Source organism: Streptomyces sp. NPDC046303 (assembly GCF_055588085.1).
This window is the reverse complement of sequence record NZ_JBVJFA010000005.1, coordinates 81,785-97,517: the sequence shown is the minus strand read 5'-3', so window position 1 is coordinate 97,517 and position 15,733 is coordinate 81,785. Positions and strand designations below refer to the sequence as shown.

General features: G+C 69.1%; 13 protein-coding genes. 6 read left to right on the top strand and 7 right to left on the bottom strand.

Annotated elements, in window-relative coordinates; genetic code table 11:
* Positions 1 to 17: 17 nt before the first annotated feature.
* On the bottom strand, positions 18 to 2,282 hold the full coding sequence (locus ACZ6I1_RS07030) for a DUF6049 family protein (protein ID WP_469284015.1): 2,265 nt from the start codon (positions 2,280 to 2,282) through the stop codon (positions 18 to 20).
* 185 nt (positions 2,283 to 2,467) lie between these two features.
* Here ACZ6I1_RS07030 and ACZ6I1_RS07025 point away from each other — a divergent pair, with 185 nt between their 5' ends.
* The gene (locus ACZ6I1_RS07025; RefSeq protein WP_469284013.1) at positions 2,468 to 3,934 is read left to right on the top strand and encodes a CCA tRNA nucleotidyltransferase; all 1,467 of its coding nucleotides are present in this window, start codon (positions 2,468 to 2,470) and stop codon (positions 3,932 to 3,934) included.
* 67 nt (positions 3,935 to 4,001) lie between these two features.
* On the opposite strand, the gene ACZ6I1_RS07020 is transcribed toward ACZ6I1_RS07025, so the two are convergent.
* The 3 genes from ACZ6I1_RS07020 to ACZ6I1_RS07010 form a co-directional block, all read right to left on the bottom strand.
* Complete coding sequence (locus ACZ6I1_RS07020) at positions 4,002 to 5,270, bottom strand: MFS transporter (protein WP_469284012.1); 1,269 nt, start codon at positions 5,268 to 5,270, stop codon at positions 4,002 to 4,004.
* Positions 5,271 to 5,376: 106 nt separating this feature from the next.
* Entirely contained in the window at positions 5,377 to 6,459 is a 1,083-nt protein-coding gene (locus ACZ6I1_RS07015; RefSeq protein WP_362582425.1) for an inositol-3-phosphate synthase, read from the bottom strand.
* A gap of 49 nt (positions 6,460 to 6,508) precedes the next feature.
* Positions 6,509 to 7,111, bottom strand: coding sequence for a PadR family transcriptional regulator (locus tag ACZ6I1_RS07010; RefSeq protein ID WP_385168480.1), 603 nt, complete (start codon positions 7,109 to 7,111; stop codon positions 6,509 to 6,511).
* A 292-nt stretch (positions 7,112 to 7,403) separates the two neighbouring features.
* Here ACZ6I1_RS07010 and ACZ6I1_RS07005 point away from each other — a divergent pair, with 292 nt between their 5' ends.
* Both ACZ6I1_RS07005 and ACZ6I1_RS07000 read left to right on the top strand, forming a co-directional pair.
* Positions 7,404 to 9,983 (top strand): transglycosylase domain-containing protein, encoded by a 2,580-nt coding sequence (locus tag ACZ6I1_RS07005; protein WP_469284007.1) that lies wholly within the window; start codon positions 7,404 to 7,406, stop codon positions 9,981 to 9,983.
* A gap of 103 nt (positions 9,984 to 10,086) precedes the next feature.
* A complete protein-coding gene (locus tag ACZ6I1_RS07000) occupies positions 10,087 to 11,547 on the top strand; it encodes a glycosyltransferase family 87 protein (protein ID WP_469284003.1) in 1,461 nt (486 codons plus the stop codon).
* 43 nt (positions 11,548 to 11,590) lie between these two features.
* On the opposite strand, the gene ACZ6I1_RS06995 is transcribed toward ACZ6I1_RS07000, so the two are convergent.
* The 3 genes from ACZ6I1_RS06995 to ACZ6I1_RS06985 form a co-directional block, all read right to left on the bottom strand.
* Positions 11,591 to 12,622: an alanine racemase gene (locus ACZ6I1_RS06995; RefSeq protein ID WP_362582414.1), complete on the bottom strand. Its 1,032-nt coding sequence runs from the start codon at positions 12,620 to 12,622 to the stop codon at positions 11,591 to 11,593.
* Positions 12,623 to 12,660: 38 nt separating this feature from the next.
* Positions 12,661 to 13,779: a lipid II:glycine glycyltransferase FemX gene (locus tag ACZ6I1_RS06990; protein WP_469283999.1), complete on the bottom strand. Its 1,119-nt coding sequence runs from the start codon at positions 13,777 to 13,779 to the stop codon at positions 12,661 to 12,663.
* Positions 13,780 to 13,910: 131 nt separating this feature from the next.
* Complete coding sequence (locus ACZ6I1_RS06985; RefSeq protein WP_469283996.1) at positions 13,911 to 14,234, bottom strand: hypothetical protein; 324 nt, start codon at positions 14,232 to 14,234, stop codon at positions 13,911 to 13,913.
* 249 nt (positions 14,235 to 14,483) lie between these two features.
* Here ACZ6I1_RS06985 and rpsF point away from each other — a divergent pair, with 249 nt between their 5' ends.
* The 3 genes from rpsF to rpsR all read left to right on the top strand — a co-directional run bounded on the left by rpsF (position 14,484) and on the right by rpsR (position 15,720).
* A complete protein-coding gene (gene rpsF, locus ACZ6I1_RS06980; protein ID WP_004950685.1) occupies positions 14,484 to 14,774 on the top strand; it encodes a 30S ribosomal protein S6 in 291 nt (96 codons plus the stop codon).
* A gap of 72 nt (positions 14,775 to 14,846) precedes the next feature.
* Positions 14,847 to 15,440, top strand: coding sequence for a single-stranded DNA-binding protein (locus tag ACZ6I1_RS06975; protein WP_469283994.1), 594 nt, complete (start codon positions 14,847 to 14,849; stop codon positions 15,438 to 15,440).
* Between the two features lie 43 nt (positions 15,441 to 15,483).
* Complete coding sequence (gene rpsR / locus ACZ6I1_RS06970; RefSeq protein ID WP_005315025.1) at positions 15,484 to 15,720, top strand: 30S ribosomal protein S18; 237 nt, start codon at positions 15,484 to 15,486, stop codon at positions 15,718 to 15,720.
* Positions 15,721 to 15,733 lie beyond the last annotated feature (13 nt).

The following is a 15,733-nucleotide window of genomic DNA, read 5'->3' as shown; positions in this document are numbered from 1 at the left end:
ACCGGCCACGGCATCGCTCAACGGTCCACTGTCTCACCCGTGCCGGACCCCTCGGTGCTTTGCGGTCCGGTGTCCGGGGACTCGTCACTCGGCTGCGTGCTCTCCTCCGCGGCCGCGCGCGCGGCGACGCGCTTGCGGCTGGCGTACATCTTGATGCCCGCCAGGACGAGGAGGAGCACACCGCCGGCGATGACGAGCATGACGGTGGGGGTGATCTCGGTGGCGTCGACGGTGAACTTCCGTTCCTTGCCGTAGGGGACGCCGTCCTTGGTGAACAGCTGCGCGGTGACCTCGACGGGGCCGCTCGCGGTGGCGTTCGCGATGAACTTTACGGTCTGGGTGTGGTCGCCCTGAACGGTGACCTGCTGTTCGGCCTCGCCCTTGTCGCCGAACATCAAGCGGGTCGGGTTGGCGGACTTCACCCGCAGGACGAGGTCGCGCACGTCCTGGACGAGGCTGTTCTGGACGCTCACCGGGATGGTGGCGCTGTGTCCGGACAGGGTGGCGTCGGACTTGGGGACGACCTTGACCTTCTCGGTGAGGCCGATCAGATAGTCCTGGACCTGGTCCCGGTAGAGCGCGGCCTCCGCGGGGTGGCCGCGCCAGGAGGTGGACATCTCCCGGTTGGTGGTGTTGCCGAAGGGGATCTCGACGCGGTCGGGTGCCGCCAGGATGACCTTGAAGTGGTCGAGGGTGTTCTGGGTGGTCCGGATCTTCTCGAAGGCCGCCACCGGAAGCTCCTGCTTGCGCAGGTCCTCGGGGTACTGTCCGGCGCCCGGCACCTGGGTGGCGGCGGCGGGGTCGGGTTTGGCCGCGGCCGCGGCCTCGAGGTCGACGGGCTGGATCCAGCGGCCGGCCTGGAGGGCGCGGATGGCGTCGGCCATCGTCTGCACCTGGCTGACGCCGGGCATCCGCTGCGGGGTGACGACGAAGCTGCGCTGCTCGTCGGTCTTCTGCATGTTCAGCGCGAGGCTGTGGGCCAGGAACCGCTGCACGGCGAGCGTGGAGTTCCCGGCGCTCAGCATGTCGCCCTCGAAGGCGGTGGACAGTTCCGCGTCGGCGACGACGGCGGTCGCGCCCGCGCCGATGGGCCGGGCGGCCGAGGGGGTGTAGCCGAGGGCGCCGCTCTCGGAGAGGCTGTCGCTGCGGGTGAGGATGTTGTGGGCGCCGGCCGAGGTGGCGACGTTGACGATCGAGGGGTCGATGGCGCCGTCCACGGGCCAGGAGAAATCGGTGGACGCCGGGACGTGCAGGACCGTCTCGACGGCCTGCTTCGCCTTGTCGGTGGCGGGGCGCAGCTGGCCCAGGGTCCCCGAGACGTCCTTGCCCCGGTGGGCGAGGGAGGCGAGGTCGGGGTCCGCGAAGGGCAGAGCCACGACCTTCTTGCCCTGGACGGCGGCTTCCAGGGAGCTCAGCCACTGTTCGGCGAGGGCCTTGTTCTTGCCCTGGACGGGCTTTCCGCCCGGGACGCGGACCCGGTAGCCCTTGGTCATCGCGTCGACCGTGTACAGCAGGTCGGGATCGATGACCCAGGTGATGGGCAGGTCCTTGCCGAGAGCGACCATCCGCTCCAGCCGACCGCCCGGCTTGAGCTCCTCGGCGAGGGAGTCGTCGAGGAAGACGGGGGTCTGGGTTTCGTCAGAGCCGGTTTCCGCGGTCACGTGGGTGGTGGAGATCAGCGGCCACACATAGGTGAGCTGGGCCCGCTTGGCCGCCGCTTCCGGCTGCCAGGGCAGGAAGGTGCGCTTGATGCCGAGGACCTGCTCGGACGGGCGGCTCTCGGTCTCCCCGGACAGGGAGACGCCCAGCTGGTAGACGCCGTCCTTGTCCAGCTCCAGCTTGTTCACCGGGACCGTGAGCGTGAACGAATGGTTGACCTTCGAGGGCAGCGAGGCGATCTTCACGGCGTGGGCCGGGTCGATCTCCCCGGGGTCCGTGCCGGCCCGGAAGCTGGTGCGCTCCGCCGCCTCGTCGATCGAGGACCGGTCCGCGAGGAGGGGCCCGACCCGCAGGCCCACATGTGCGTCGGTGATCGTCTCGGAGCCGTTGTTGACCACGGTGCCGGAGATGGTCAGGGTGTCGCCCTTGACCGGGGCGGCGGGGGTCATCGAGGTCAGCTGGACGTCTACGGTGGCCGCCTGGGCGGCCTCCGCCTCGGGGGCGGGAGAGTAGACCAGGGCGGCGAGGACGGGCGTCCCGGCGAGCAGGACCACCGTGCGCCGCAGCCATCGGCGCCGGACAGGAGTGGGGGACGCCCCCAGGATGTCTGCCGCCTCGGCCACGCGTTAGCCCGTCCCTCGAAGTGTCAGTGGTCGTCGTGTGTGCGTCCACGCATGGTAACGAGACCCGCTGTGCGCGAGTGCCGCCCCTTGCTCCACATGATCGGCTCAGCCCCGGGGCTGCCGTGTACCGGGGTCGCCATAAACGGGGGAGCCCGCGCCGGGCGGGACACGTACCCTTTTCTGTTGTGCCGAACGCCAACGAAGACAATCCCAGTGCCCTGAGTCAGGTGCAGCGCCGCGCGGTGAGTGAACTGCTGCGGGTCGCCCCTGTCGCCGACGAGCTCGGCCGCCGTTTCCAGGAGGCGGGCTTCCGCCTCGCCCTGGTCGGCGGGTCCGTCCGCGACGCGCTGCTCGGGCGTCTCGGCAACGATCTCGACTTCACCACCGATGCCCGCCCCGAGGACGTTCTGAAGATCGTCCGTCCGTGGGCCGACTCGGTGTGGGACGTCGGCATCGCCTTCGGCACGGTCGGCGCGCACAAGGCCGCCCACGTGGAAGACACTGAGCGGTCCTTCCAGATCGAGGTGACGACATACCGGTCGGAGGCCTACGACCGTACGTCGCGCAAGCCCGAGGTCTCCTACGGCGACTCGATCGAGGACGACCTGGTCCGGCGCGACTTCACGGTCAACGCCATGGCGCTGGCCCTGCCGGAGCAGGAGTTCATCGACCCCTACGGCGGTCTGGAGGATCTGGCCGCCGGCGTGCTGCGGACCCCCGGCACCCCTGAGGAGTCGTTCTCCGACGATCCGCTGCGCATGCTGCGGGCGGCGCGGTTCGCCGCGCAGCTGGACTTCGAGGTCGCTCCCGAGGTCGTCGCGGCCATGAAGGCCATGTCCGACCGCATCGAGATCGTCTCGGCGGAGCGGGTGCAGGGCGAGCTGAACAAGCTGATCCTCTCCGCCAACCCGCGCAAGGGCCTGGGCCTGCTCGTGGACACCGGGCTGGCCGACCAGGTCCTGCCGGAGCTGCCCGCCCTGCGGCTGGAGAGCGACGAGCACCACCGCCACAAGGACGTCTACGACCACTCGCTGATCGTCCTGGAGCAGGCGATCGCGCTGGAGGAGGACGGCCCGGACCTGGTGCTGCGTCTCGCTGCCCTGCTCCACGACATCGGCAAGCCCCGTACCCGGCGCTTCGAGAGCGACGGCAGGGTCTCCTTCCACCACCACGAGGTGGTGGGCGCGAAGATGACCAAGAAGCGTCTGACGGCGCTGAAGTACTCCAACGACATCATCAAGGACGTGTCCCGCCTGGTGGAGCTGCACCTGCGGTTCCACGGGTACGGCGACGGCGAGTGGACGGACTCCGCGGTACGGCGCTACGTGCGCGACGCCGGCCCGCTGCTGGAGCGGCTGCACAAGCTGACCCGTTCCGACTGCACCACGCGCAACAAGCGCAAGGCCAATGCGCTCTCCCGCACCTACGACGGGCTGGAGGAGCGCATCGCGCAGCTGCAGGAGCAGGAGGAGCTGGACGCGATCCGGCCCGACCTGGACGGCAACGAGATCATGCGGGTGCTGGACGTCGGCCCCGGTCCGGTGATCGGGAAGGCGTACGCGTTCCTGCTGGAGCTGCGGCTGGAGAACGGGCCGATGGGACGGGATGCGGCCGTCGCCGCCCTCAAGGAGTGGTGGGCCGCGCAGGCCTGACGCGGAAGGGCCGGGGGCGATGTTTCACGTGAAACATCGCCCCCGGCGAGATGCGGGCGGTGATGTTTCACGTGAAACGTCGGCCTTCGCGGCCCAGCAGCGCCGCGGTGACGGCGTAGAGGGCGGTCACGCACAGGACCAGCGGCACGGACTGCCCGTTGGCGGGGAGCATGAGGGAGGCCACCGCCGCCGCGCCGACGAACGCGACGTTGAAGAGCACGTCGTAGACGGAGAACACGCGGCCGCGGTAGTCGTCGTCCACCCGTGACTGCACGATCGTGTCGGTGGAGATCTTGGCGCCCTGGGTGGCGAGGCCGAGGACGAACGCGGCGATCAGCATGGGTGCGGGGGCGAAGAACAGTCCGAGCCCGGGCACCAGGACCGCGGCGCCCGCTGAGCAGGCGGTGATCCAGCCCAGCGGGCCCAGCCGGTCCACCAGCCAGGGAGTGACGACGGCGGCCGTGAAGAAACCGGCCCCCGACACGGCGACCGCGACCCCCAGGAGAGCGAGTCCGTCGGACTCGTTGTCCGACCACGCGTAGCGGCAGAGCATCAGCAGCATGACGAACAGCGCCCCGTAGCAGAACCGCATCATCGTCATCGCGGTGAGCGCCTGGGCGGCTTCCCGGCGGGAGGCGAGGTGGCGCAGTCCCTCGGCCATGCCGCGGACGGTGTGGGCCACCCCTTCGGCGACTGAAGGGTAGAGCGGGCCAGGGGGGTGGTCGGGCCCCAGGAGGCCGATGGCCAGGCGCAGGGAGGCGAGGGCCGCGGTCAGGTAGAGCCCGGCGCCGAGGAGGACGACGAGGGCGTCGGCGTCGGCGGCCAGCAGCCGGACGAGGAAGGCCAGTCCCCCGCCGGCGGTCGCCGCGAGGGTTCCGGCGGTCGGGGAGAGGGCGTTCGCGGTGACGAGCTGGCCGGGTCCCACGACGTGGGGCAGGGAGGCGGAGAGCCCGGCCAGGACGAAGCGGTTGACGGCCGTCACGGACAGCGCCGACGCGTAGAACAGCCAGTCGGGAACCTGGGCCACGATCAGCATGCCGGTGACGCAGGCGAGGAAGGCCCGCAGCAGGTTGCCGTAGAGGAAGACCTGACGGCGGCGCCAGCGGTCGAGCAGCACCCCGGCGAACGGGCCGATCGCGGAATACGGCAGCAGGAGCACCGCCATGGCCGAGGCGATGGCCGCCGGCGAGGTCTGCTTCTCGGGGGAGAAGACGACGTAGGTGGCGAGCGCGACCTGGTAGACGCCGTCCGCCGCCTGGGAGAGCAGCCGTACGGCGAGCAGGTTGCGGAAGTCCCTCAGGCGCAGGAGTACGCGCAGATCACGTACGACGGGCATGAGGGCAAGGGTCACATACGCGGAGGGTCCCCGGGCATATTGCCCGGGGACCCTCCGCGGAAGAACAGCCGAAGTCCAGGTGTCCTCGCGGACCCTTGGGGCTCGACTAGCGCTCGACCTCGCCCTTGATGAACTTCTCGACGTTCGCGTAGGCCTCGTCGTCGAAGTACTGCACCGGCGGGGACTTCATGAAGTAGCTGGACGCGGAGAGGATCGGGCCGCCGATACCGCGGTCCTTGGCGATCTTCGCGGCGCGCAGGGCGTCGATGATGACACCGGCGGAGTTCGGGGAGTCCCACACCTCGAGCTTGTACTCGAGGTTCAGCGGGACGTCGCCGAAGGCACGGCCCTCGAGGCGGACGTAGGCCCACTTGCGGTCGTCGAGCCACGCGACGTAGTCGGACGGGCCGATGTGGACGTTCTTCTCGCCGAGCTCACGGTCGGGGATCTGCGAGGTGACGGCCTGCGTCTTGGAGATCTTCTTCGACTCGAGGCGGTCGCGCTCGAGCATGTTCTTGAAGTCCATGTTGCCGCCGACGTTGAGCTGCATGGTGCGCTCAAGACGGACACCGCGGTCCTCGAACAGCTTGGCCATCACGCGGTGCGTGATGGTGGCGCCGACCTGCGACTTGATGTCGTCGCCGACGATCGGGACACCGGCCTCGGTGAACTTGTCGGCCCACTCCTTGGTGCCGGCGATGAAGACCGGGAGGGCGTTGACGAAGGCGACCTTGGCGTCGATGGCGCACTGGGCGTAGAACTTCGCCGCGTCCTCGGAGCCGACCGGGAGGTAGCAGATCAGGACGTCGACCTGGCGGTCCTTGAGGATCTGCACCACGTCGACCGGAGCCTCGGCCGACTCCTCGATGGTCATGCGGTAGTACTTGCCCAGGCCGTCCAGGGTGTGGCCGCGCTGGACGGTCACACCGGTGTTCGGGACGTCGCAGATCTTGATGGTGTTGTTCTCGCTGGCGCCGATGGCGTCCGAAAGGTCGAGGCCGACCTTCTTCGCGTCGACGTCGAACGCGGCGACGAACTCGATGTCACGCACGTGGTAGTCGCCGAACTGGACGTGCATCAGCCCGGGGACCTTGGACGCCGGGTCGGCGTCCTTGTAGTACTCGACGCCCTGCACCAGCGAGGCGGCGCAGTTGCCCACGCCGACGATGGCTACGCGAACCGAACCCATTCCGGTTGCTCCCTGTTTGTTCTCGGACGAGGTCTGCGAGATGCAGGCCTCATTTTTCAGTTTCGTCGGACGGACCGGGTCGCATCCGATCCCGTCCCGCCCGCTCGCTCTCGATGAGCTCGTTCAGCCAGCGCACTTCGCGCTCCACGGACTCCATGCCGTGCCGCTGCAGCTCAAGCGTGTAGTCGTCGAGGCGTTCCCGCGTGCGGGCCAGTGAGGCGCGCATCTTCTCCAGACGCTCCTCCAGCCGGCTGCGGCGGCCCTCCAGCACCCGCATGCGCACCTCTCGTTCGGTCTGGCCGAAGAAGGCGAACCGGGCGGCGAAGGACTCGTCCTCCCAGGTGTCGGGTCCCGTGTGGGAGAGGAGCTCCTCGAAGTGCTCCTTGCCCGCGGCCGTCAACCGGTAGACGATCTTGGCACGCCGCCCTGCGAGTGAAGCGGCGAGCGCGTCTTCCGGGGCGTTCCCCGGTTCTTCGATCAACCAGCCGTTGGCGACGAGCGTCTTGAGGCAGGGATAGAGCGTCCCGTAGCTGAAGGCCCTGAACACCCCGAGCGAGGTGTTGAGCCGCTTGCGCAGCTCGTACCCGTGCATGGGGGATTCGCGAAGCAGGCCGAGGACGGCGAATTCGAGGATGCCTGAGCGCCTGCTCATCCGCCTGCCTCTCCTCCGACTCTGACTCCGAGCCCTCGCTCCGAGCCTTTATGCCGAGCTGATGTATCGACTCGATACATCCAGACGATAGAACGGTGTGCGTCCGGCGACAAGGGGTGACGTGGTGACCGGCATCACATCACCAATTCGTACGACGCAGGTTGCCTGATTTGGGGTGAACTTCGGCACTGATTGGGTTTTGGGCGTGCGTAGTCTGTCGCCAGGACACAGGGGGAACCGGAATTCACCTGCCGCTTCCAGGCCACTCGCCTGCCCGAGGAGTAGTCGTTCGATGAGCGAGCACCGCCGCAAACCGTCGCAGCCCCAAGGTGGTGGGCGAGCCTCGGCCCGCCGGGCTGCCCAGCAGCGTCCCGGCCGGGGTGCCGGATCCGGACGGGACGTCCCTACCGCCTCGCCCAGCGGGCCGTATGCGGAACCGTCCGCCCACGGCAGCCGCGCCGAGGCCCGCCGGGCCGCCCAGAGGGGGTCCGCCGGCCACGGCCGGGGCTCCGGCCGCGCCGCCCGGGGCACCGGGCGCCCCGACAAGCGCCTCATCAACTACCCGCGGTCCGATCGGGACGGCTGGAAGCGCTTCGTGCCCTCCTGGAAGCTGGTGTCCGGCACGGCGCTGGGCTTCTTCGCGATCATCACCGCCGGAGCGGGCATCGGCATCGCCATGGTGGGCACGCCCGACCCGCACAAGGCGGCGCAGGCGCAGAACAACGTCTTCTACTGGGCGGACGACACCCAGATGGTCGCGACCGGCGGTTCGATGAACCGGCAGATCGTGACCATCGACAAGATCCCCCGGGCGATGAGGGACGCCGTGATCGCGGCGGAGAACGAGTCCTTCGAGACGGACAAGGGCGTCGACCCGATGGGCATCGCCCGCGCCGTGTGGAACATGGCCACGGGCGGCTCCACGCAGGGCGGCTCGACCATCACCCAGCAGTACGTGAAGAACACCTACCTGGACTCCGACCAGACGCTCAAGCGCAAGGTCACCGAGCTGTTCATCGCGGTCAAGCTGGGTGTCTCCGAGGAGAAGGACACGGTCCTCGCCGGCTACCTCAACACCGCCTACTACGGGCGCGACGCCTACGGCATCCAGGCAGCGGCCCGTGCCTACTTCGGCAAGGACAGCCAGGACCTGAACCCCGCCGAGTGCGCCTTCCTGGCCTCCGTGCTCAAGGGCCCCAACCTGTACAACCCGGACGGCGGCATCGGCGCCGCGGCCACCCCCGCCCTCAACGAGCAGCGGGCCAGGAAGCGCTGGGCCTGGGTCCTGGACCGCGAGGTCGAGGTGGGCCGGATGACCAAGGACGAGCGGGCGAAGTACAAGGACTCCGACTTCCCCGCCCGCGTCGAGTCGGAACAGGCCCGCGGCATGACCGGCCAGATCGGCTACCTGGTCGAGACGGCCAAGCAGTACGTGATGAAGACCAAGAACATCACGGTCGAGCAGATGGCCCTGGGCGGCTACCAGATCCACACCACCTTCCAGAAGCCGAAGGTGGACGCCCTGGCCAAGGCCGTCGAGGACACCCGCAACGCCTTCCTCGACGAGAAGAAGCGCCCCGAGTACGACACCTTCGTGCAGTTCGGCGCCGCCTCCGTCGATGTGAAGAGCGGTGCCATCGTGGCCCTGTACGGCGGGCCCGGCATGGACAAGAAGCACTTCAGCAACAACGCCAACACCATCGGTGTCCCCGTCGGCTCGACGTGGAAGCCCTACGTCCTGGCCGCCGCGATGCAGCACGGCACCCAGAACTCCAACGGCCAGGGCATCTCGCCCGACAGCAAGTACATGGCCGACGACCTCACGGTGATCAAGAGCCGCAAGGGCGACCCGCTCGCCGGCCCCGACGGCAAGCCCTTCCGGCAGAAGAACGAGAGCCCCACGGCCTACGGCTACGTGACCCTGACCGAGGCGATGGAGAAGTCCATCAACGTCCCCTTCGCCCAGCTCGTGTTCGACGTCGGGCACTCCAAGGTGCGTGAGCTGGCCAAGTCGACCGGGATCCTCGAAGAGTCGATGGACAAGGACAACACGGCCTCGTTCGCGCTGGGCACCTCCACCCCGAGTGCCATTCGCATGGCCGACTCCTACGCCACCTTCGCCGCCTCCGGTACGCACCGCGAGCCGTTCTCCGTGACCAAGGTCGAGAAGGACGGGGAGGCGCTGAGCGGGTTCGAGGCACCCAAGGCCGAGCGGGCCATGGACAACGCCATCGCCGACAACATCACCAAGGTCCTGGAGAACGTGGTCCAGAACGGTACCGGTACCAAGGTCAAGAAGCTGGGCCGGCCCGCCGCGGGCAAGACCGGTACCACCGACAAGAACAAGTCGGCCTGGTTCGTCGGCTACACCCCGGAACTGGCCACCTCCGTCGCCCTCTTCCGCTCCGACCCCAACTCGCGGGACAAGGAGCTGCTCTCCATGAACAAGGTGGGCGGTGTCGACTCCATCCACGGTGGTGACATCCCTGCCGTGATCTGGACCGACTACATGCGCGAAGCGCTCAAGGACACCCCGGTCACGCAGTTCCCGGAAGCCGAGGAGATCGGTGTGAAGGCCGACTCGGCGGGCGCCCCCTCCCCTACCCCCTCGGCCCCCGTGTCGCCGTCCGCCTCGCCGTCGCCCTCGCCGTCGAGCTCCCCGACGCCGTCCCCGACCCCGTCGAAGGGCGGCAAGCCCTCCTGCAAGCCGTGGGAGCTGTACTGCGAGCCGACCCCCACCGGCAGTGCCACCGGGGGCTCGGACGGCGGGATCATCGGCGGTCCCAGCGGATCGCCGACCCCGACGAGCACCGCCAGACCCGGACGTCCGGGCGGCACCACGGGCTGGCCCACCGGAGCTGCGGCCGAATGACCGGGCCCGGTCGCTGACCGGGCCGCCGACCGACACGGGAAGGCCGTCGCACAGGGTGCGACGGCCTTCCCCCATGTCCGCCCCGGTACGGCAGGATGAGCCCATGACCAAGGTGCACGAGGACAGCCCCGTACTGCCCACCCAGCAGGACGAGGTCGCCGCAGCGGGCAGTGAGTTCCTCGGCGGCCCGCTCGGCCGCCACGCCCGGCTCGGCGGCCACTGGCTGGGGCCCGTCCGCGTGGTGGCCCTCATCGCCATCGGCGTGTTCGCGCTGGGCATGGTGCAGAAGCTGCCCTGCTACGACTGGGCATGGTTCCGGGGTGCGGCCTCCCAGTACACCCACGCCTGCTACTCCGACATCCCGCACCTCTACGCGGTACGCGGCTTCGCCGACAATCTGACCCCGTACTTCGACCGGCTCCCCGGCGACATGGAGTACCTGGAGTACCCGGTGCTCACCGGGCTCTTCATGGAGATCGCCTCCTGGCTGACACCCGGCAGCGGCTCGCTCCAGCACCGCGAGCAGATGTACTGGATGGTCAACGCGGGCATGCTGATGGCCTGCACGGCGGTCATCGCCGTGTGCGTGGCCCGGACGCACCGCCGCCGCCCCTGGGACGCCCTGCTGTTCGCCCTCGCGCCGGCCTTCGCGCTCACCGCGACGATCAACTGGGACCTGCTGGCCATCGCCCTGACCGCCGCCGGGATGCTCATGTGGTCCCGTGGCCGGACGCTGCTCTTCGGAGTCCTCATCGGCCTGGCCACGGCGGCGAAGCTCTACCCGGTCCTGCTGCTCGGGGTGCTGTTCGTCCTGTGCTGGCGGGCCGGCGCGTGGCGCGCCTTCGGCGCCGCGACGCTCGGCGCGGCCGGATCCTGGCTCGTGGTGAACCTGCCCGTCATGGTCCTCGCCTGGGACGGCTGGACGAAGTTCTACACCTTCAGCCAGGAACGGCCCATCGACTTCGGCTCCGTGTGGCTGCTGATCTCCCAGCGCTCGGGCAACCCCCTGGACGGCGCCAACACGTACGCGACCGGGCTGACCCTGCTGCTCTGCGGAGCCATCGGCCTGCTCACCCTGACCGCCCCGCGCCGGCCCCGCTTCGCCCAGCTGGCCTTCCTGGTCGTCGCCGCCTTCATCCTGTGCAACAAGGTCTACTCGCCGCAGTACGTGCTGTGGCTCATCCCGCTCGCGGCGCTGGCAAGGCCGCGCTGGCGGGACTTCCTGATCTGGCAGGCCACGGAGGTCGTGTACTTCTTCGGGATCTGGTTCTACCTGGCCTACACGAGCAGCGGGGACAAGCACCAGGGACTGCCCACGGAGGGCTACCAGCTGGCGATCGCCGCCCATCTGCTGGGCACCCTCTACCTGTGCGCCGTCATCGTCCGCGACATCCTGATGCCCGAACGGGACGTCGTGCGCCGGGACGGCTCGGACGACCCCTCCGGCGGCGTCCTGGACGGGGCCGAGGACGTGTTCGTGCTCTCGGACGCGGCGAGGGCGCCGCGGTACGCGACGCCCTCGGAGGGACAGCGGGTCGACTGGGGCACGGCCCCCAAGGACTGACCCCGGCGCGCCGGCCGGTCAGGACCGGTCGGCGGGCAGCCGGTCAGGCGTCGAGCACCCGGTCGAACTGCGTGGTCGTGTGGCGCAGGTGTGCCACGAGCTCGTCGCCCACCTTGGGCTCCGGAGCGTCCGACGGCACGAACAGGATCGACACCTGCATGTGCGGGGGCTCGGCGAACCAGCGCTGCTTGCCCGCCCACACGAACGGCGACAGGTTGCGGTTGACGGTGGCCAGGCCCGCCCGGGCAACGCCCTTGGCACGCGGCATCACGCCGTGGAGGGCCTTGGGGGCCTCCAGTCCCACGCCGTGCGAGGTACCGCCGGCGACGACGACCAGCCAGCCGTCGGACGCGGCCTTCTGCTGGCGGTAGCCGAAGCGGTCGCCCTTGGCCACGCGCGTGACGTCGAGGACCGCGCCGCGGTACTCGGTCGCGTCGTGGTCGCCCAGCCACAGCCGGGTCCCGATCCGCGCGCGGAAGCGGGTCTGCGGGAACTGCTGCTGGAGCCGGGCCAGTTCCTCGGCGCGCAGGTGGCTGACGAACATGGTGTGCAGCGGCAGCCGGGCCGCGCGCAGCCGGTCCATCCAGCCGATGACCTCCTCGACGGCGTCCGAGCCGTCCGGGCGGTCCAGCGGCAGGTGCAGCGCGAAGCCCTCCAGCCGCACGTCCTCGATCGCCGCGTGCAACTGCCCCAGGTCCTGCTCGGAGATGCCGTGGCGGCGCATCGAGCTCATGCACTCGATGACCACACGGGCGCCGACCAGACCGCGGACCCCGTCCAGCGAGGACACCGAGCGGATGACCCGGTCGGGCAGCGGCACCGGATCCTCGCCCCGCCGGAACGGGGTGAGGACCAGCAGGTCGCCGCCGAACCAGTCCTTGATGCTGGCGGCCTCGTACGTCGTCCCGACGGCCAGCACGTCGGCGCCCATCCGGGTCGCCTCCTCGCACAGGCGCTCGTGGCCGAAGCCGTACCCGTTGCCCTTGCAGACCGGGATCATTCCGGGGAACTGGTCCTGGATCTGCTTCTGGTGCGCACGCCAGCGCGCGGTGTCGACGTAGAGCGTGAGCGCCATGCCCGTCCGGAGCCTCTCGTGTGTGGGGTGGGGTGGAGTCAGCGACGCGACATGTAGATGTCGAGCGCCTTGTGCAGCACCTTGTTGAGCGGGAAGTCCCACTCGCCGACGTACTCGACGGCCTCGCCGCCCGTGCCGACCTTGAACTGGATCAGACCGAACAGGTGGTCGTTCTCGTCCAGCGTGTCAGAGATGCCGCGCAGGTCGTAGACGCTCGCGCCCAGTGCGTACGAATCGCGCAGCATGCGCCACTGCATCGCGTTGGACGGGCGCACCTCGCGCTTATGGTTGGCGGAGGCGCCGTACGAGTACCAGACGTGCTGGCCGACGGTGAGCATCGTGGCGGCGGCCAGCGGCTCCCCCTCGTGCGTGGCGATGTACAGCCGCATCCGGTTGGGGTCCTCGGAGTTGAGGGCCGTCCACTGGCGCTGGAAGTAGCTGAGCGGGCGCGGGCGGAACTTGTCGCGCTCGGCGGTGATCTCGTACAGGTGCTGCCAGGTCGGCAGGTCGTCGTAGCCGCCCTGGACGACCTCGACGCCGGCCTTCTCGGCCTTCTTGATGTTGCGGCGCCACAGCTGGTTGAAGCCCTTGAGGACATCGTCCAGCGAGCGGTTGGCCAGCGGCACCTGGAAGACGTAGCGGGGCTGGACGTCGCCGAATCCGGCGCCGCCGTCCTCGGCCTGCTGCCAGCCCATCCGGCGCAGCTTGTCGGACACCTCGAAGGCGCGCGGCTCGATGACCGAGGCCTCCACGTCGCGCAGGCGCTTGACGTCGGGGTCCTGGATGCCGGCCTTGATGGCGGCGGAGTTCCAGCGGCGGATGACGACGGGCGGGCCCATCTTCACGGTGAAGGCGCCCTGGTTCTTGAGGTGGGCCAGCATCGGCTGGATCCAGTCCTCCAGATTCGGGGCGTACCAGTTGATGACCGGGCCCTCGGGCAGGTAGGCGAGGTACCGCTTCACCTTGGGCAGCTGGCGGTACAACACCAGGGCCACACCGACGAGTTCGCCGGACTTGTCGAACCAGCCGAGGTTCTCCGAACGCCATTCGTTCTTGACGTCGGCCCATGCCGGGACCTGGCAGTGGCTAGCCGAAGGCAGGCTCTGGAGGTAGGCCAGATGCTGCTCTCGGCTGATGGTGCTCAGGGACAGGCTCATGCGGGGTGTCTCCTCCGGCGGCTTCGCTGGCTATGGCGCGAAGCCTACTGCGACAGGGGCACCACCCATCTGGGGGACGGGCCGCAGGCCCGGCCCGGTGTGGGCGGGCCCCTGTCGCGGAGGTACCCCGGTCAGCCCAGCCAGCCGCCGAACAGGCCGCCGTGCGCCATGCCGAGGAAGAAGCCGATGCCCGCTGCGCCCAGGCCGATGATCAGTGCGAAGCGCTCGCGTGTCGTGACGGAGATGAACTGCCCGTACGCACCGGTGAGGATTCCGATCAGCCCGGTCCACGAGCTGAGCAGGTGCAGGTGGTGGAAGAACGCCGTGACGAACGCCACGGCGCCGAGGACCAGGGTGACCGCCATCAGGGTGTCCTGCAGCGGGTGGGGCTTGCCGTCGGTCGAGAAGAGCGAGATCGGCGGCTGTGTGGACTGGGGTCGCATGGCCTGTGCCATCGGAAGGCACCTCCTGGCTGAAGCAGAGCGGTGCGCGGGGCCGCCTCCGGCGGAGCCGGGGGGCATAGCACCGAGCACACCCGATGGATACAGATTGTGTCCCCCTGGCGCCGGATTTCAACCGGAAGGAGTCGAGGAGGTAGTCTGTACAGCTGCGCGGTGTCTGGTCTCGGACACCGTGCGCACGCATCACGACCCTCCTGCCACGGAACGACCGTGGCCGCTGAGTCCAAAGGAGGTGGGTTCCACATGCGTCACTACGAAGTGATGGTCATCCTCGACCCCGATCTCGAGGAGCGCGCTGTCTCCCCGCTGATCGAGAACTTCCTCTCCGTCGTCCGTGAGGGCAACGGAAAGGTCGAGAAGGTCGACACCTGGGGCCGTCGTCGTCTCGCTTACGAGATCAAGAAGAAGCCCGAGGGCATCTACTCGGTCATCGACCTTCAGGCCGAGCCTGCGGTCGTCAAGGAGCTTGACCGACAGATGAACCTGAACGAGTCGGTTCTCCGGACCAAGGTCCTTCGCCCCGAGACCCACTGAACTTCGGTTCAGCGGTAATCGGGATCGAGTAGCACAGCAGCCCAGCAGCAATCCCCGCCGAGAGGTTCATCCATGGCAGGCGAGACCGTCATCACGGTCGTCGGCAATCTCGTCGACGACCCCGAGCTGCGCTTCACCCCCTCGGGTGCGGCGGTCGCGAAGTTCCGTGTCGCGTCCACCCCCCGCACCTTCGACCGTCAGACCAATGAGTGGAAGGACGGCGAGAGCCTGTTCCTGACCTGCTCGGTGTGGCGGCAGGCGGCGGAGAACGTCGCCGAATCCCTCCAGCGGGGCATGCGCGTCATCGTGCAGGGCCGGCTGAGGCAGCGGTCGTACGAGGACCGTGAGGGTGTCAAGCGCACGGTCTACGAGCTGGACGTCGAGGAAGTCGGCCCCAGCCTGAAGAACGCCACGGCCAAGGTCGCCAAGACCACCGGTCGCGGTGGCCAGGGTGGATACGGCGGCGGACAGCAGCAGCAGGGCGGCGGCGGTGGCTGGGGCGGAGCCCCCAGCGGCGGCGCCCCGCAGGGCGGCGGAGCTCCCTCCGACGACCCGTGGGCGTCCAGCGCGCCGGCCGGCGGCCAGCAGCAGGGCGGCGGCGGGGGCGGCTGGGGCGGAAGCTCCGGCGGCTCCGGCGGTGGCTACTCGGACGAGCCGCCCTTCTAGGGCAGCTCGCATCCACACTTCTTGATCACACAGGAGAGACACAATGGCGAAGCCGCCTGTGCGCAAGCCTAAGAAGAAGGTCTGCGCGTTCTGCAAGGACAAGACCGCTTACGTGGACTACAAGGACACGAACATGCTGCGGAAATTCATTTCCGACCGCGGCAAGATCCGTGCCCGCCGCGTTACCGGCAACTGCACGCAGCACCAGCGTGACGTCGCCACGGCCGTGAAGAACAGCCGTGAGATGGCGCTGCTGCCCTACACGTCCACCGCGCGATAAGGAAAGGGTGACC